This is a genomic window from Vibrio aphrogenes, from assembly GCF_002157735.2.
In the GTDB taxonomy this organism is placed as follows: Bacteria; Pseudomonadota; Gammaproteobacteria; order Enterobacterales; family Vibrionaceae; genus Vibrio; species Vibrio aphrogenes.
Genome location: NZ_AP018689.1, coordinates 1,735,406 through 1,753,022, shown reverse-complemented (window position 1 = coordinate 1,753,022; position 17,617 = coordinate 1,735,406). Strand labels below are relative to the sequence as shown.

Below are 17,617 nucleotides of genomic sequence, written 5' to 3'. Positions count from 1 at the left end.
ACTTTTTGTGATTCAGTTTGTTCTTCAATTATGTGGTTATCCCAGCAATGGGTCACTACATTGGTTACTAAAGATTAGAACCAGCTTTTGAATAACAGCACAATGTAATCGATCATGCGACTGAAGATACCACCTTCTTTTACTTCTTCTTGAGCGACAAGTGGGTATTCTGCGACATCTTTACCATTTAATTGGTAGAACAGTTTACCGACGACATCGCCTTTATTGATAGGAGCTTTTAGCTCTTTATCAAGAACGAAGCTAGCAGAAAGATTTTTCGCTTGTCCACGTGGAACCGTAACGTAAGTATTTTCTTTTACACCAAGTGAGATCTCACTTTTGTCACCCATCCAGATTTTTTCTTTTACAAACTCTTCGTTGGCTTTGTGTGGTGCAACGGTTTCAAAGAAACGGAAACCAAAGTTTAATAGTTTTTTGCTTTCAGCTTTACGGGCATTTTCATTTTTTGTGCCCATCACTACAGCCACTAGACGCATATCACCTTCAGTTGCTGAGGTTACTAAGTTGTAACCCGCACCATCAGTATGACCGGTTTTAATGCCGTCTACGTGCATGCTTTTATCCCACAATAAACCATTTCGGTTGTATTGAGTGATACCGTTATAAGTGAACGATTTTTGAGCGTAAATTTTGTATTCTTCTGGTACATCGCGAATTAACGCTGCGCCTAAAATAGCAAGGTCATGTGCCGTTGAATAGTGTTCATCATTATCCAGACCATGAACGTTGACAAAGTGAGAGTTTACCATGCCAATTTTTTGTGCCCACTGATTCATAAGATCTACAAAAGAATCCTCAGAACCGGCAATGTGTTCTGCCATTGCTACGCAAGCATCGTTACCTGAATCAACGATAATACCTTGGTTTAGTTCATCTACAGTGACGGTTTTGCCCACTTCGATGAACATTTTTGATGAATCTGGGAAGTTTTTAGCCCAGGCATTTTCACTGATCACTACTTCATCAGAGCGTGAAATACTGCCAGATTTGATTTCTTGTCCGATAACATAGCTGGTCAGCATTTTGGTTAAGCTCGCTGGGTGGCGACGCTCATCCATGTTTTTTTCTGCTAAAATTTTGCCAGAATGGTAATCCATTAAAACAAAACTTTGAGCGGCAATTTCAGGTGCGTTAGGCACAACAATGGGATCCGCTGCAGACGCATTCAATGAAACCAATGATGCAGAAAGTGCTAATGTTGGCATTAGCAAAGATGTAAGATATTTAGCCGTATTTTTCATGTGATAAATGCAATCAATATTTAGGTGAACATAGATTTTCCGTATTCTATCAGAAACTTTTCTATAAATCAGATATGGTTCCAAGACGACGAAAACTGGCAATATCGTTTAACCGCAAGACGACAAAGGGCGAAACTTATTGTATCGGTTATTGGCGTGTTTTATGTTTCATAAAAGCAGAACCATAACCATTTTGTTGAAGCTGATGTAACACTTTATTGGCGGCGGTTTGATCTTTCCAAGGCCCCAACATAATTCGATGTATTTTGCTCTGTGTTTCCACACTATATTGTGCGGAGTACTTTTGACCAAGATTGACCGCTAAAGTTCGCGCTTTTTCCGCATTTGATACCGCCGCCACTTGAATCAAGTATTCTTCTTTTGAATAGGCGTGATCCACGTTTGTTTTTGCCACGCTGATGTAGTCGATTTTTACGGGGGCGGTTCCTGCTTGATAGACACCCAGCTTATAAGCAGCAGCGTAGCTTAAATCAATGATTCGACCATCATGAAAAGGGCCTCGGTCATTAATTCTGACAATCGCAGTTTTACCATTAGCGGTATTAGTTACTTTGACATAACTCGGGATTGGTAGGGTTTTATGGGCTGCAGACATAGAATACATGTCATAGACTTCACCATTAGAGGTTAAGTGACCATGAAATTTTTTACCATACCAAGAAGCGTAGCCAGATTGAGTAAAGCCTGTCGGATCTTTCACTATCTGATAGTGTTTACCTCGTAAGGTATAGTCTTTATTGCCACTGCGGCTAAATGGTTCATAGCGCGGGTGGGCATTTTCAATGTTGGCAACAGAAATAGGGTCTTCAGGTGCGACATCATCAGAGAGCTTATAACGGTCATTAGATGATGAACATCCTGCTAGGATCATAAAGGCCATCCACAGGCCGTAGCGATAATATTTTTTCATGATTTTAATTCGCCTTTGAAAGCATTTTTCTATGAGTGTGAATGGACATTAAAATACCAAATCCAGCCAGTAGGGTGATCATGGACGTTCCCCCATAACTAATCAGAGGCAAAGGTACACCGACCACTGGCAAAATGCCACTGACCATACCAATATTTACAAATACATACACAAAGAAACTTAATACGATACTACCACCCATCATTCGTCCAAAAGCCGTTTGAGCTTGCGCGGCAAGGTAAAGCCCGCGGGCAATAATGAATAAATAGACCGAGAGCAATACCGTGACACCGATAATTCCCCATTCTTCTGCAATGACCGCAAAGATGAAATCGGTGTGACGCTCTGGCACAAATTCGAGTTGTGATTGAGTACCATGTAACCAACCTTTCCCCGTGAGCCCACCAGAGCCGATAGCAATTTTGCTTTGTATAATATGGTAACCAGCGCCTAATGGGTCCGATTCAGGGTTAAACAGCGTTCTTACCCGAGTTTTTTGATACTCATGCATCAAGAAGAACCACAGAATAGGGATGAAGGCCCCAATAGCGGCAGCGGCGGCAAAAATGATTTTCCAACTGATACCCGCAAGAAAGATCACAAAAATCCCAGAGGCGGCGATTAAAATAGACGTACCTAAATCGGGTTGCTTTGCGATCAGTATGGTAGGCAAACAAACCAATACTAATGAAGTGATAAGCACTCTGAAGGTTGGAGGCAACGGACGCTTACCTATATATCGTGCCACCATCAAAGGCACGGCTAGTTTGAGAAACTCGGAAGGTTGGAATCGAATAAAGCCCAGGTCTAGCCAACGTTGTGCTCCTTTAGAAATCTCACCAAACAGCAATACCCCCAACAATAAGGTGACGCCCATGAGATACATTATTGGTGCGAATGATTCTAAGGTTCTTGGATTCACTTGAGCCAGACAGAACATCACGATGAGAGAAAGTAACATCCTCATCGCTTGTTGATCCATTCTGACATAATCTTGGCCACTGGCGCTGTACATAATAACCAGCCCCATTGCCATTAATAATAAAATACCAAGTACCAAGGGGAGATCGAGATGGATTCGATCGAAGAATGAACGATTTTGACCGGTAGCAGGATCCATTTTCATACTACTTTTTATCCTCTTTACTGGCTTGTTGTTTAGACTCAACCAAGACATGGTCAAAAATTTCTCGGGCAATTGGACCACCGACACCAGAACCACCACCGGCATTTTCAAGTACCATGGCGACAATCAGTTTGGGATCTTTTAGTGGTGCAAACCCCATTAATAAGGCATGGTCGCGCAAATGTTCTGCAATTTCAGAAGCATTATATTTTTCACCTTCTTTAAGGCCATAGACTTGCGCCGTACCTGATTTGACCGCTGCTTCATATTTCGCACCATAGAAGGCACGACGAGCAGTACCACGAGAACCTGTCGCAACAAGGTGCATGCCTTCTTCGGCGAGTTCCCAATCAGATGTCTTCACATTATCAATGGAAGGGAAGGTTTTTATTGGGCTCAGAACCGGTTTTTGATCTGGCTTTTCTTTATCTATGGTGGCACGTAAAAGGTGAGGAGCCCTCACTTTGCCGTGTGACACCAAGACGGATAATGCTTTAGCGATTTGCATTGGCGTGGCTGTCCAATAACCTTGCCCGATACCGACGGGAATAGTATCCCCTTGATACCAAGGCGTACGATGACGCGCCATTTTCCAGTCACGTGTCGGCATATTAGCGCTGCTTTCTTCATGAATATCAATACCGGTATATTCACCAAAACCAAATTTATTCATCCAAGTCGACAGTCTGTCTATTCCAAGATCAAACGCCACTTGATAAAAGAAAGTATCCACCGATTCTTCGATGGCTTTTTTGACATCTACGACGCCATGTCCCCAACGGCTCCAATCTCGATAACCTTTGTGGTTACGGGCATGCGGAATATACCAGATACCAGGGTCATTACGGGTCGTCTTAGGAGTAATCACTCCTTCTGTTAAGGCCGACACGGCGATAAAAGGTTTGACGGTAGAAGCGGGGGGATAGATACCTAATGTGGCACGATTCACTAATGGGCGATCAGGGTCATTGAGTAAATCCCGGTAGGCTTTGTTACTGATACCATGCACAAAGGCATTTGGATCATAACTTGGGCTTGAAACCATCGCTAACACACCATTGTCTTTAGGATCGAGAATGATGATTGAGCCACGACGATCGTCCATTAAGCCAAATGCGTATTTTTGTAGATTAATATCGAGATTTAACACGATATCTTTACCTGGGACCGGCGGAACATATTTCAACGTGCGGATAATACGCCCACGGCTATTGACTTCAACTTCTTGGTAGCCTGATGTACCGTGTAAAACATCTTCATAATAACGCTCAATACCTAGCTTACCGATATCTCGGGTTGCTTGATAATTAGAGACTTTATCTTCTTCGGTTAAACGCTGAATATCACGGTCATTGATACGAGAGACATAGCCTAATACGTGAGTAAGCACTTCGCCATACGGATAATACCGCTTTAAGGCGGCGGTAATTTCAACCCCAGGAAATTGATATTGATTGACGGAAAATTTAGCCACTTCTTCATCACTGAGCTGGGTGAGTAAGGGCACCGGTTTGTAATGTCGAATATGGGTACGTTCTTTTTGAAAGGCTTCGATTTGCTCGTCTGTGATCGGTAAAATCTTGCGTAATTCGGCAATGGTTTTATCGATGTCTTTTACCTTTTCAGGGGTGACTTCTAAATTAAATACAGGGCGGTTTGAGGCTAATAAATGACCATTACGATCGTAGATTAAACCACGGTTCGGAGCGATCGGAACGATTTTTATACGGTTATCATTGGAGCGAGTTTTGTAGTCTTGATATTGCTTGACTTGAATATAGTAGAGATTGGCCAGCAAAATGCCGACCAATACCATGATGCCCACAAACGCCACAATGGCGCGTCGCGTAAAAAGTTTGGCTTCCGCAGTATAATCACGTATTGGGCTACGTTTGCGTCTCATTGGTCACTATTCTCGATGATACGGGTGATTAGTTGTCACACTCCAAGCACGATACAGGCTTTCAGCCATAATGACTCGCACCATAGGGTGAGGCAAGGTTAAAGGAGATAAAGACCAGCTTTGATCGGCGGCGGCTTTACAAGCAGGAGCCAGTCCTTCAGGGCCACCAATCAAAATTGAGACATCTCTGCCATCCAATTTCCAAGCATCAAGTTGAGACGCTAATTCATTGGTATCCCAACGTTTACCGGGAATATCTAAAGTGATAATGCGGTTACCTTTAGGCACGGCCGCTAACATTGCTTCACCTTCTTTTTGTAGGATACGAGCAATATCGGCATTTTTCCCCCGCTTTCCTGCTGGAATTTCGACAAGATCAAAAGGCATATCATTTGGGAAGCGGCGTTGATATTCATAAAACCCGTCTTCGACCCATTTAGGCATTTTTGTACCGACTGCAATAAGTTGAATTTTCACTTATTTCTCCAATGACTTGGTGAGCGTTAGCCCCAAAGTTTCTCTAGCTGATACAAATCACGAGGGCCTTCTTGCATAATGTGCATCATCACGGAACCGAGGTCGACAACGACCCATTCACCTTCGGCTTCACCGTCAATTCCAAGAGGTTCTATTCCAACTGTTTTGGCTTCTTTTGCGACATTATCGGCGATAGAGGCAACATGGCGCTTTGAGGTGCCAGTACAGACAATCATGTAATCGGTGACACTGGATTTGCCTTTCACATCAAGAGTAATGATGTTTTCTGCTTTCATATCATCGGCTTTATCTGCGAGGAAGTTTTTTAATTCATTTAGTTGCAAAATATGATCTCTTAAATAATTTTTGTTTCTTAATGGTATGTAGAAACGAGTTTTTTGAACAGGTAATGCTTAGTGTTATTTACGATTAGATAAATATTCTACCAAGGCTTTGATTGGTTATGAATACTGGCACTAGGTAATTGAACATTCGGTTGACACAATTCGATAGAAAGTTGGCTTAACGCTGGCCAAGGGTCTTGATCGAACGTGGTTTTTACCGATAACTCTAAAGCGCATAACAAATGGATATAGCGGCGCAATTGCGACAAGGTGAGCCTTTGAAGTGCGGCACTGTAGAGTGGGCGTTTATTTTGCCACACTCGATGTTGATCAAAAATTTTACCGAGGGCTTGCCCTTGCTCAAAGGTTGTTTTCATTTCAATTAAAAAGAACAGCTCTTTTTGTAAGGTACGGAGCAAAATAATCGCTTCTTGGCCTTCGGCTTGTAATTGCCGCAAAATTCGTTGTGCTCGTTTAGCTTGTCCTGCTAGCAAAGCATCCACCCATTGAAATGGAGTGAAGTGATTGTGGCGGCTTAATGCAGCTTCAACTCTTGGCATGGTTAATTTACCATCAGGGTAAAGTAAAGCCAGTTTCTCTAAACTTTGCGCTAACGCCAATAAGTTCCCTTCATGCCATTGAGCCAGCATTTGTATTGCTTCACCATCAGGCATTAACTTCAATTTTTTACATCGTTGTTGAACAAATTGAGGTAATTGACGTAAGTCTGGGCTATTACAACTGACCAATACGCCATGTTGATGTAGCGCTTTAAACCATTTGGTATTTTCTTGCGCTCGCGTTAATTTATTGCCTATGACGATCAGCAGAATATCGGGATTTAATTGGCTGGTGAGAGTCACTAACTCTTTAGCATTGGCGGCACTGAGACCCGATTCTGGGATCTCAAGCTCAAGGATTTGTTGATTCGAAAACAGGCTGAGCGCTTGGCAGCAATCAAAAATCGGGTTCCAATCAATGTTTTTATCAAGAGTAAAGCGTTGCTTATCTAAAAAGCCTTTTTGTTTTGCATGGTGATGCAGTAAATCTTTAGTTTCTTGTAATAACAGCGGTTCGTTTCCCATTAAGAGATAAATGGGAAAGGTTTGACGAGTTAAATGGTCGGCCAGCTTATCTGCAAATATACGCATTGAGATTAATGGCTCTCTACATGACTGTCAGTGTTGTCTTGATTGATGGTGGTCGTCTGTTGTACACCTTCATCAATATCTGTGGTTTCACTCTGAGTGGCAGCATCAGGATCGGTTGGGAAAGACTGAGCGTCATCTTGATCGGGATCCGATGGAGTGACTGCAAGCTGTGCTTTTAAACGCGCCATTTGACGGACGATTTGTTCTGCTGCTTGATCTTTCATTTCACTTAAAATCATGTCTTTTTCAACCGATTTTGCTAACGCCGCAAGAGGGTTATCTAAATAGCTACGAGTGATATTGACGTTAAAAGCTTTTTTGTCATAACCCGGTACGACCACTTGATATCTAACTTGGTAAGACAATTCGTATTCTGCCGCTCGCGCATTTTGATAAAGCGATAAGGTGCGGCTACTGTCACTTTCTGAAAGTAAATGAAGGTTGGCGATGTCAGTTGCAGGGCTCACAATGTTAACGCCATTTAAACGTAATTGCTTTTGCACATCACGGGTAATTTCATTATAAGAATCGAAACTGGTGACTGAGATGGTGGAGACTTCATCAGGCAAAAGGTAGTTACCGCGAAAGTGGAAGCCACAAGCTGTGGTCATCATAGCGAGACTGATAATGGCGAAAAAACGGACATGAGCGCGAGAAAACAAATGTGCCACTAAGTAATACCTCTAGTCGGTTAGAAAATAAGTTGCTTAAGCGATGGAACGCTTATCGTATGCGCTTTCAAATTATCGTTTGATGATTTCAAGACCGATGAAATGAGAAAGCCCATAAGATAAGCGTAAATGGACGTGATGCCCATTTACGCTTTGAAGTGTAACCTGTTGTTATAAAAACTAAAATTAGTTCGCAACGATATTTAACAGTTTACCCGGTACGTAGATCACTTTACGCACGGTTAAACCATCAGTGAATTTAGTCACGTTTTCGTCACTTAAACCCATAGCTTCAATATCGTCTTTGCTGATATCTGCTGGCACGGTCAATTTAGCACGTAGCTTACCGTTAACCTGAACAATGATCAGTTTTTCATCTTCAACCAGTGCTTTTTCATCAAAGCTTGGCCACTCACAGGTATCGACATCCGTTTCACCTAATGCGTTCCACAATTCATGACAAATATGTGGAGTGATAGGGTACAACATGCGCACTACGGCTTTCAGTGCTTCATCAAGAATCGCGCGGTCTTGAGCGTTTTCTTGCGGTGCTTTACCAAGCTTATTCATTAATTCCATGATGGCAGCAATCGCGGTGTTGAAGGTCTGACGACGGCCAACATCATCGCTAACTTTAGCAATGGTTTTATGAACATCACGACGTAGCGCTTTTTGATCTGCGGTTAATGCTGAAACCTCTAATGCTTCTACTTCGCCTTTTGATGTGTGGTCACCGACTAGCTTCCAGACACGACGTAGGAAACGGTTTGCACCTTCAACGCCAGATTCTTGCCATTCAAGCGTCATATCGGCTGGTGAAGCAAACATCATAAATAGGCGAACGGTATCGGCACCGTATTTATCCACCATTTCTTGTGGATCAATACCATTGTTTTTCGACTTCGACATTTTGATCATGCCAGAGTGATCCACGTTGCGACCTTGGTTGTCTACCGCTGAAATGATGCGGCCTTTACCATCACGCTCAACGGTAACATCAGTAGGTGCAACCCATTCTTTACCGCCTTTCTCGGTCGTGAAAGAGAAGGCATCCGCTAATACCATGCCTTGGCAAAGTAGTTGCTTGAAGGGTTCGTCAGAAGTGACATAGCCTGCGTCACGCAATAGTTTGTGGAAGAAGCGCGAGTACAATAGGTGCATACACGCGTGCTCGATGCCACCAACATATTGATCAACAGGTAGCCAGTAGTTGGCTTTTTCTGGATCTAAAATGTCATCGGCTTGTGGAGAACAGTAACGTGCATAGTACCAAGATGATTCCATGAAGGTATCAAAGGTATCCGTTTCACGTAAGGCATGTTCGCCATTGAACGTAGTTTCAGCCCATGCTTTATCCGCTTTAATTGGACTAGTGACCCCATCCATGACCACATCTTCAGGTAGAATAACTGGAAGTTGATCTGCTGGAACCGGGTGTACTTCACCGTCATCAGTGGTCACCATTGGAATTGGCGCGCCCCAGTAACGTTGACGAGATACGCCCCAGTCACGTAGACGGAAGTTGACGGTTTTCTTACCTTTACCTTCAGATTCTAATTTGGCTGCGATCGCATCAAAAGCATCTTGGAAATCAAGACCGTCAAATTCACCAGAATTGAACAGTTTGCCTTTTTCAATATGTGCTGCTTCTGATACGTTCGGTTGGTTGCCTTCTTCATCAAGAATGACAGCTTCGATGTTGAGACCGTATTTAGTCGCAAATTCAAAGTCACGTTGATCGTGAGCTGGAACGGCCATTACAGCACCCGTGCCGTAATCCATTAATACGAAGTTAGCGACAAAGACAGGGACTTCTTTACCATTTAGCGGATGAATGGCGGTGAGACCGGTGTCCATGCCTTTCTTTTCCATGGTGGCTAATTCAGCTTCTGCCACTTTGGTGTTTTTGCATTCATCAATGAAAGCGGCAAGCTCTGGGTTGTTTTGTGCAGCAATAGCCGCAAGAGGGTGACCAGCAGCGATACCCACATAAGTCACACCCATTAGTGTGTCAGGGCGCGTGGTATACACTTCTAGATCCGCTTGACCGTTCACTTTAAAGGTTAACTCAACGCCTTCAGAGCGGCCAATCCAGTTGCGCTGCATAGTTTTTACCATCTCAGGCCAGCCGTCTAGATTGTCTAAATCGTCTAGTAACTCTTGTGCGTATTCAGTAATTTTGATGAACCACTGTGGAATTTCTTTTTGTTCTACAGGGGTATCACAACGCCAGCAACAGCCATCTTCAACTTGTTCGTTGGCAAGAACCGTCATGTCGTTTGGACACCAGTTGACTGAAGAGGTCTTTTTATAAACCAAGCCTTTTTCATACAGCTTAGTGAAGAACTCTTGTTCCCAACGGTAATATTCTGGTGTACATGTGGCGAATTCACGTTTCCAGTCGTAACCAAAGCCTAGCAATTTAAGCTGGTTTTTCATGTATTCGATGTTTTCATACGTCCACGGCGCAGGGGCGGTTTTATTTTTAACCGCGGCATTTTCAGCTGGAAGGCCAAATGCATCCCAACCAATTGGTTGCATTACGTTTTTGCCTTGCAGACGTTGGTAGCGTGAAACCACATCACCGATAGTGTAATTACGAACATGGCCCATATGTAGTCGGCCACTTGGGTAAGGGAACATCGATAAGCAATAGAATTTTTCTTTGCTTGGATCTTCAGTTACTTCAAATGTTTTGTTGTTATCCCAGTATTGTTGAACCTTCGGCTCAATATCTTGCGGATTATAATGTTCTGATAATTTCACTTTATGCTCTTGCATCGATGATGTCCGGTTATCGTAGATTTGTGAGTTCGGTTAAAACCGATAATACTTGATCAGCATAGAATACCTTAAAGGGGTTGCGCTCAACAATAGCTAATATGCCCCTCTACTTAAGTTGATGCCAAGGAGATCGATATGACGAAACGTAATCAAGATTATAACAAGGTACTTGAACAGGTCATTGAAAGCTTAAAGCTGGCTCCCAAAGAGTTAGATAAAGCCTTAGAGACGCCCAAACAGATGTGGCAAGCCACTAAAGATATGACAAAAGATGAGTTCGCTTTAATCAATGAATATGTGAAGTCCGATCTTAAAGAGTTTTCTGATAATTATAAAAAAGATAAAGAGGCACTCGAGAATGATCCCTTTCGTGATGTGATTTCTGAATCGATTTGGGAAGGGCTATTGGATATTACCGACAAAACTCAAATTGAGTGGTTAGAGGTTTTTCAAGATATTGAGCATAAAGGGTTATATCAAGTTGGCGATGTGATTGGGCTTGGAGCCTTAGTGTGTGAAAAATGCGGCCATCGACAAGAATATACCCACGCCTGTGAAATAACGCCTTGTGTTCAATGTCAGAATCACGCGTTCACTCGTGTGCCGTTAAAGCCTTAGTTTCTTTAAATGGGAGTTTCTTTAAATCGGAGTTTTTTTAAAATATGAGTTTCTGAAGACAGGATTTTTTTAAGGTTGGGGAGGGGGGCTTTCAAGGATTAATGTTATTAAAGGCCTAATTTTATTTAAGGCTTAATGTTATTTAAGACCTAATGCAACTAAACCCCCAGTACTTTATCTTGTTTTTTAGCGGTAAATATTGCTGTTATGTTGGCTGGTTGAGTTTTTGATGTTAAATGCGCTAAGAATTAGTTGGAGGGATTTAACACAAAACGCCTAAATTTATCGCTATAAGCATAAAAATTGATAAGAAATAATATTTGATGTGTTGCCTTTTGTTAATTTGCGTGGATTAAAAACAACGTCAATCAAGAAGTGTTCACCGTGAAGCTTCTTTTTTTAAAAGGCAAACATCTATGCTAGAACTTTTTATCGGCTTTATCGTGACGATGGCGGTGGGCTACTTTATTGTTAAAGGTTATAAACCGACTGGTGTGCTATTAACCGCAGGTACGGTGTTATTGTTACTGGCTAAGCCGTTAGGGCATACTGTTCTTCCTGCGGGGATGGAGTCAACGGGTAACTTCTTTACCGACGCATTATTTTTCTTAAAAAACTCACTACAAAATTACAATGGCGGTTTAGGGCTCCAAATTATGCTGTTGTGTGGGTTTGCTTCTTATATGACCCATATTGGCGCTAACAATATTGTGGTTAAGCAGTTTTCTAAGCCCCTTGCGTTTATTAAGTCGCCTTACATTCTGTTAGTGGCGGCTTATATTGTGGCTTGCTTGATGTCATTGGCCGTGAGTTCAGCAACAGGACTCGGGGTATTATTGATGGCAACCTTATTTCCGATGATGACGGCAATGGGTATCTCTCGCCCCGCTGCGGTAGCAGTGTGTGCTTCTCCTGCCGCTATTATTTTATCGCCAACATCAGGGGATGTGGTGATTGCCGCGCAAAAATCTGGCATTCCTCTGCATATCTTTGCGGTTGAAACCGTGTTACCTGTGTCAATCTCTGCCATCATTGTGATGGCGATTGCGGCTTTCTTTTGGAATAAATATCTCGATAAGAAAAACAATACACCGATGGAAAAAATCGATTTATCGCATATTGATGTTAGCGCGCCTGCCTATTACTCCATCTTGCCATTTCTACCGATTGCTGGAGTATTCCTTTTTAATGGTCAAACCATCCCAGGAATGAGCCTCGATATTTATACTATTGTGGTGTTATCAATTTTCATTGGTGCAGTTGTGCATTATGTCTCTAATCGCTTTGATGGTAAGAAAGCGGTTGAGGATTTAGAAGTGTGTTATCAAGGCATGGCCGATGCATTTAAAGGTGTGGTAATGCTGTTAGTTGGGGCTGGGTTATTTGCGCAAGGCTTAATGTCGGTTGGTGCGATTGATAGCTTATTGAGCTTGGCAAACAATGCTGGAGCTGGGGCGGTGGCATTGATGCTGCTATTGACCACCATTACTATTGCTGCCTCAGTGGCCACCGGATCGGGGAATGCGTCTTTCTATGCGTTTGTTGAATTAGCGCCCTCACTTGCGGCCAAAATGGGGATTAACCCAGCGTTCTTGATCATTCCTATGTTACAAGCGTCGAATTTAGGTCGTACGATTTCACCGGTTTCTGGTGTGATTGTGGCGACGTCTGGTATGGGACAAGTGAATCCATTTGAAGTGGTGAAACGAACTTTTGTTCCGGTGATGTGTGGTTTGATGACAGTGATTATTGGCACCGTGTTCTTAGTGCCAATGATGGCTGCCTAACGATTATTGATTTGTAAAAGCTCGCTATTTGGTGAGCTTTTTTCTTTTAAGGAGTACAAAATGTCTCAACAATTTGATCTTCAAACGTATATCAAACAATTAGAAGCCTTAGTCAATGTCGATTGTGGGACCCGCACGCCACAAGGGGTGGCGAAAATTGCGGATATTCTGACCCCAATGTTTGAGCAAATTGGCTTTACGGTCACGCGTCATCATGTGGATGATAAAGCGGGTCCTTGTCTTGAAATCACCAACAAGCCGAATGCCGATCAGTATGATGTTATGCTGAGCGGTCACATGGATACAGTTTTTCCTGAAGGTACAGTGGCGCAACGTCCACTGACTTATGATAAGGAAAAAATCTATGGCCCTGGCACCTCAGATATGAAATCCGGCATTTTAAGTGCTTGGTATGCGCTGCAACAATTGACTGAGGAAGAAAAAGATAAATTAGCCATTGTGGTGGCACTCAACTGTGATGAAGAAATTGGCTCTTTATATTCTCGTTCTTGGATTGAAGCCATGGCGAAGAAAAGTCAGCGCGTATTGGTGTGTGAAGCGGCTCGCGTCAGTGGCAATTTGATCCGCTCTCGTAAAGGGAATGCTAAGTATGAATTAGTGTTTAAAGGCGTTGCCTCTCACGCGGGTTCAGCCTTGCAAGATGGGGTGTCTGCGATTTATGAGCTCAGCCATTGGTCACTTGCGATTAAAGATTTAGTAAACCTTGAAACCGGCACTACCATGAACGTCGGTATTATTGAAGGCGGTCTTGCGGTTAACGTCGTACCTGATTATGCCAAGGCAACGGTAGATTTACGTTTTTGGAGTAATGAAGAAGCTGAAGCGATTGATAACAGATTGCGTGAGATGGCAAAAACACCGTTTGAACAAGGAGCGAGTGTGGAAGTGAAGCGTTTAGCCTTCAAACCCTCGATGCAACCAACTGACGCGACACAAGAGATGATCAAATTGGTCAGTGAGAAAGCCGAAGCATTGGGGATTCAATACGGTTGGGAAGATGCTGGCGGCGGCTCTGATGGTAACTTTACTGCGAATGTCGGTACTCCAACCTTAGATGGTTTTGGGCCGATGGGGGCTGGTTTCCATTCTGATAAAGAATATTTATTGATTGATTCAATTAAGCCTCGTATCGATTTATTAGCCAGTGTCTTGAAAAGTTTCTAACCGCGATAAGAGTTAGAGAAGAACAAAGCAGCCCAACATTGCGCGAAGATGTTGGGCTGCTTTTTTATAGGGGTTGGTTATTAACTAATAGGGGGCGGCTGTTAACTAAAAGCGAAGATTGATGAAGGCTTAAGCTTACCAAAAGCCTAACACTTTCCACCACAAGCTACCGACAACACTCCAAATAAACAGGTTAACAATACTCATGATAAAGCCGGCTTTCCACCAGTTACCTAGAGAGACATAACCAGAACCGAAGATAATAGGGGCCGTACCAGTTGCGTAATGGGTGATAGACATCATCAGCGATGAGGCACCGGCCAAAGCTAAACCTAAGAACATCGGAGGTACGCCTAATCCTAAACCTGCAGCAAAGAAGGCCCCAAACATGGCTGTAATGTGGGCTGTGGTACTGGCAAAGAAGTAGTGCGCATAAAAATACACACAACACAGTAAAATGGTCACTCCCCACCAAGGCAAACCGAGAACACTGACGTTAGTTTGAATTTGAGTGGCAAACCAGGAGATCAAACCTAATTTACTCAAATAGCCCGCCATCATGACTAAGGCGGCAAACCAAATAATGGTGTCCCAAGCGGCTTTTTCTTTTAAGACATCATCCCAAGTTAAAATACCGGTTAACAGTAATACTGATAGGCCAATAAAAGACACCGCGGTGGCGTCTACTTTATATTCTGGCCCTAATATCCAAGCCGGAATACCCGCCCACAAGACTAAGAGCATGAAAAAGACCCCGAGCATGATTTTTTCATTGAGCGAAATAGGCCCTTGCTCTGCCAGTTTCTGTTTTGCAAATTGTGAGGCGTTTGGCGTGGATTTTACCTCTGGAGTAAAGAAGTAATATAAAACCAAAGGCATCACTATTAAGGCGACTAAGCCGGGTAATAACGCAGCTAATGCCCATTGTCCCCAAGTGATATGAATATCAAGTCCAGTCCCTTTTGCGATCAAATCAACCACCAAAGGGTTAGGGGCCGTGGCGGTAATAAACATCGCGGAAGTAATTGGGTTGGCGTTGTAGTTGACTAAGGCGAGATATTCGCCAATTTTTTTGGAGGACTCATCGTGTCCTTTTGATGAAAAACTTTCGGCGATGGAGCGCATGATCGGGTGGATAATACCGCCACCGCGCGCGGTGTTACTTGGCGTGATAGGGGCGATGGTCAATTCAGCAAAACTGAGGGCATAACCAATGCCTAAGGTTTTTTTACCAAACAAAGAAATAAACCAATAGCCGATTCGGTGCCCTAATCCGGTTTTGATTAAGCCTCGCGAAATAATAATAGAAGAGCCGATCAGCCAAATTAAGCTGTTGGAAAAGCCACTTAATGCATTTGCCATGGATTGCTTTTGAGGATTGGCTACGGAAGGATCCACTGTGACACCGGTGATAGCCACTAAAGTGATCGCAACAATAGATAAAGCCCCAATGGGCATCGCTTTACCTATGATGGCTGCAATGGTGCCAATAAATAATGCTAACAGATGCCAAGCTTGTACGGTAACGCCCTCAGGTGGAGGACTAAACCAAATGACCGCAGCTATCATCGTTGCGATAAACATGGGAAGTGGTTTGAATGCGTTCATACAGAACTCTCTCATGATTAATATTAGAATAATTATAAATCAGTCATCTAAAGAGAACGATAGTTATCTATCGACACTATGAACTGCTTTCAGAGTTCGTTTTTTTGTTTGCGTTAGCGTTGATTTATTTATCTAAGATCAAAGAGATGAATATGAAATGTTGCTAGTCGTAAAAAAAATACCGCGCAAGTTAATTAAACTGGCGCGATATGTATAACAGTTTATCGTTAATAATTTAATGTTGTTTTTTACGGGTAAGTTGCCAAGCCAGAGCTAAGCCGATAACGCACCAAAGGTAGAGTAACCAAGAGCCGATAAAAGTATAAGGGGTATTACCAGTGGTTGAGGTAACGTCGGCTTTTAAGACTTCGGTTTGAAATTGTGGAACTTGTTTAATAATTTTTCCACGGTAATCGGTCACCGCAGTAACGCCATTATTGGTGGCACGAATTAACGGCTTACCCAGCTCTAAAGCTCTCATGCGGGCGATTTCCATGTGCTGTAGCGGGCCAATCGAATGGCCAAACCAAGCGTCGTTGGATAAGGTCAAAATGAAATTCGTTTCTTGAGTGACGTTATCACGAACTTGATCGCTGAAAATAATTTCATAACACAACGCCGCTAATAAGTGTCGGCCATGAGCAATTAAATTCGGTTGCAAGTAAGCTCCACGTTGGAATGAGGACATGGGTAAATTAAAAAATGGAGCAATCGGGCGCAATAGATCCCCAAAAGGTACAAACTCTCCAAATGGTAATAAATGATGTTTGCTGTAGCGCTTTGCCGTCTCATAGTTATACGGGCCTTGTTCATTAGCCCCAAGCGTGAGGACATTATTGTAAAAACCTCCCATGCTATCTTGAGAAAGCACTCCAGTGATCAACGCGCTGTTATTTGTTTTTGCCGCCATATCGAGATTACGTAAGAAAGCCGGTAAATCAGATTCTAACGCTGGAATCGCCGCTTCTGGCCAAATCACAATATCAGAATCCCAATTGGCATAACTCATGTCGGTGTACTTTCGTAACGTTGGCCAACGATGACTAGGAAGCCATTTCATTTTTTGATCAATATTGCCTTGGATTAGGGCAAATGATGTCTTAGTACTCGGGTCGAGCTTGACCCAGTGAACTTGATTTAAGATAAAGCTCACCACAAAAATACTGAGTGGCATTAAGAGATAGCGCCATTGCTTGCTCAAAAGGGTAAATGCACAGCTACCAGCAATCAGCCAAATTGCCAGCGTGATGGATTCGACACCAGAAACGGGGGCAAAGCCATTTAAAGGACTATCAATTTGACTGTAACCCAGCCAGAGCCAAGGAAAACCAGTAAATACCCAACCACGTAGCCAATCGGTGATTAACCACAAAATAGGGGCGGCAATGATTAAGCGTACGGCGGTTGTTTTAGGAAAAAAGCGATTGAGTAAAGCCCCGAATAGTGCCGGATATAAGGCTAGGTAGCCGACTAAGAGTGCCATCAATAACACACTCGCGGGCTTAGGCATTCCTCCAAAGGTATCAATGCTGACGTGCACCCAGTTGATGCCGGTACCAAATTGTCCTATCCCCCATGCAAAGGCAATCCAAAAGCCCATTTTGGTGCTGTGATTGTTGAGGATAAGTAATAAAACGAAAGGGCTAAGAATAGCGATAGGCCAGTAAGAAAAGGGGGCAAACGCTAAGGTTGTTATGGCACCAATAAGGGCAGCTAACATTAGCTGCCCAAGGCGCGAGATCCAAATGGTTTTCATAGAGTTATTGGGTT

Annotated in this window: 14 protein-coding genes; 3 read left to right on the top strand and 11 right to left on the bottom strand. The window is 43.0% G+C overall.

The features are described 5' to 3' along the window. Positions 1–74 precede the first annotated feature (74 nt). From VCA1004_RS07990 to leuS, 9 genes are all read right to left on the bottom strand, one after another. The gene (locus tag VCA1004_RS07990; protein ID WP_126000527.1) at positions 75–1,262 is read right to left on the bottom strand and encodes a serine hydrolase; all 1,188 of its coding nucleotides are present in this window, start codon (positions 1,260–1,262) and stop codon (positions 75–77) included. Between the two features lie 148 nt (positions 1,263–1,410). Further along, on the bottom strand, positions 1,411–2,193 hold the full coding sequence (locus VCA1004_RS07985) for a septal ring lytic transglycosylase RlpA family protein (protein ID WP_086983299.1): 783 nt from the start codon (positions 2,191–2,193) through the stop codon (positions 1,411–1,413). 4 nt (positions 2,194–2,197) lie between these two features. Further along, positions 2,198–3,319 carry a rod shape-determining protein RodA gene (gene rodA / locus VCA1004_RS07980; RefSeq protein WP_086983301.1) on the bottom strand — a complete coding sequence of 374 codons (1,122 nt, stop codon included), beginning with the start codon at positions 3,317–3,319 and terminating at the stop codon, positions 2,198–2,200. Position 3,320: 1 nt separating this feature from the next. Next, on the bottom strand, positions 3,321–5,222 hold the full coding sequence (gene mrdA, locus VCA1004_RS07975) for a penicillin-binding protein 2 (RefSeq protein ID WP_086983303.1): 1,902 nt from the start codon (positions 5,220–5,222) through the stop codon (positions 3,321–3,323). 6 nt (positions 5,223–5,228) lie between these two features. After that, positions 5,229–5,699 carry a 23S rRNA (pseudouridine(1915)-N(3))-methyltransferase RlmH gene (gene rlmH, locus VCA1004_RS07970; RefSeq protein ID WP_086983305.1) on the bottom strand — a complete coding sequence of 157 codons (471 nt, stop codon included), beginning with the start codon at positions 5,697–5,699 and terminating at the stop codon, positions 5,229–5,231. Between the two features lie 26 nt (positions 5,700–5,725). Next, on the bottom strand, positions 5,726–6,043 hold the full coding sequence (gene rsfS, locus VCA1004_RS07965; protein ID WP_086983307.1) for a ribosome silencing factor: 318 nt from the start codon (positions 6,041–6,043) through the stop codon (positions 5,726–5,728). 98 nt (positions 6,044–6,141) lie between these two features. Beyond that, the gene (gene holA / locus VCA1004_RS07960; protein WP_086983309.1) at positions 6,142–7,194 is read right to left on the bottom strand and encodes a DNA polymerase III subunit delta; all 1,053 of its coding nucleotides are present in this window, start codon (positions 7,192–7,194) and stop codon (positions 6,142–6,144) included. A 5-nt stretch (positions 7,195–7,199) separates the two neighbouring features. Further along, positions 7,200–7,865, bottom strand: a complete 666-nt coding sequence (locus VCA1004_RS07955; RefSeq protein WP_232012582.1) for an LPS-assembly lipoprotein LptE — start codon at positions 7,863–7,865, stop codon at positions 7,200–7,202. 186 nt (positions 7,866–8,051) lie between these two features. Continuing rightward, entirely contained in the window at positions 8,052–10,646 is a 2,595-nt protein-coding gene (gene leuS / locus VCA1004_RS07950) for a leucine--tRNA ligase (RefSeq protein WP_086983311.1), read from the bottom strand. Positions 10,647–10,784: 138 nt separating this feature from the next. Here leuS and VCA1004_RS07945 point away from each other — a divergent pair, with 138 nt between their 5' ends. The 3 genes from VCA1004_RS07945 (at position 10,785) to VCA1004_RS07935 (ending at position 14,239) form a co-directional block, all read left to right on the top strand. Then, positions 10,785–11,267 (top strand): zinc ribbon-containing protein, encoded by a 483-nt coding sequence (locus tag VCA1004_RS07945; RefSeq protein WP_086983313.1) that lies wholly within the window; start codon positions 10,785–10,787, stop codon positions 11,265–11,267. Between the two features lie 416 nt (positions 11,268–11,683). Beyond that, positions 11,684–13,054: an anaerobic C4-dicarboxylate transporter DcuC gene (dcuC, locus tag VCA1004_RS07940; protein WP_086983315.1), complete on the top strand. Its 1,371-nt coding sequence runs from the start codon at positions 11,684–11,686 to the stop codon at positions 13,052–13,054. A 60-nt stretch (positions 13,055–13,114) separates the two neighbouring features. After that, entirely contained in the window at positions 13,115–14,239 is a 1,125-nt protein-coding gene (locus tag VCA1004_RS07935) for a M20 family metallopeptidase (protein ID WP_086983318.1), read from the top strand. A gap of 135 nt (positions 14,240–14,374) precedes the next feature. Here the strand turns inward: VCA1004_RS07935 and VCA1004_RS07930 are convergent, their stop codons facing one another. Both VCA1004_RS07930 and lnt read right to left on the bottom strand, forming a co-directional pair. Further along, positions 14,375–15,847 (bottom strand): anion permease, encoded by a 1,473-nt coding sequence (locus VCA1004_RS07930; protein ID WP_086983321.1) that lies wholly within the window; start codon positions 15,845–15,847, stop codon positions 14,375–14,377. Between the two features lie 235 nt (positions 15,848–16,082). Beyond that, positions 16,083–17,603 (bottom strand): apolipoprotein N-acyltransferase, encoded by a 1,521-nt coding sequence (lnt, locus tag VCA1004_RS07925; RefSeq protein WP_086983327.1) that lies wholly within the window; start codon positions 17,601–17,603, stop codon positions 16,083–16,085. Positions 17,604–17,617: the final 14 nt, after the last annotated feature.

Excerpts from the sequence above, each read along its gene's own strand:
- dcuC (WP_086983315.1), top strand. The coding sequence starts at position 11,684 with ATGCTAGAACTTTTTATCGGCTTTATCGTGACGATGGCGGTGGGCTAC.
- VCA1004_RS07945 (WP_086983313.1), top strand. The coding sequence starts at position 10,785 with ATGACGAAACGTAATCAAGATTATAACAAGGTACTTGAACAGGTCATT.
- rodA (WP_086983301.1), bottom strand. The coding sequence starts at position 3,319 with ATGAAAATGGATCCTGCTACCGGTCAAAATCGTTCATTCTTCGATCGA.
- leuS (WP_086983311.1), bottom strand. The coding sequence starts at position 10,646 with ATGCAAGAGCATAAAGTGAAATTATCAGAACATTATAATCCGCAAGAT.
- VCA1004_RS07985 (WP_086983299.1), bottom strand. The coding sequence starts at position 2,193 with ATGAAAAAATATTATCGCTACGGCCTGTGGATGGCCTTTATGATCCTA.
- VCA1004_RS07990 (WP_126000527.1), bottom strand. The coding sequence starts at position 1,262 with ATGAAAAATACGGCTAAATATCTTACATCTTTGCTAATGCCAACATTA.
- holA (WP_086983309.1), bottom strand. The coding sequence starts at position 7,194 with ATGCGTATATTTGCAGATAAGCTGGCCGACCATTTAACTCGTCAAACC.
- VCA1004_RS07930 (WP_086983321.1), bottom strand. The coding sequence starts at position 15,847 with ATGAACGCATTCAAACCACTTCCCATGTTTATCGCAACGATGATAGCT.
- lnt (WP_086983327.1), bottom strand. The coding sequence starts at position 17,603 with ATGAAAACCATTTGGATCTCGCGCCTTGGGCAGCTAATGTTAGCTGCC.
- VCA1004_RS07935 (WP_086983318.1), top strand. The coding sequence starts at position 13,115 with ATGTCTCAACAATTTGATCTTCAAACGTATATCAAACAATTAGAAGCC.
- mrdA (WP_086983303.1), bottom strand. The coding sequence starts at position 5,222 with ATGAGACGCAAACGTAGCCCAATACGTGATTATACTGCGGAAGCCAAA.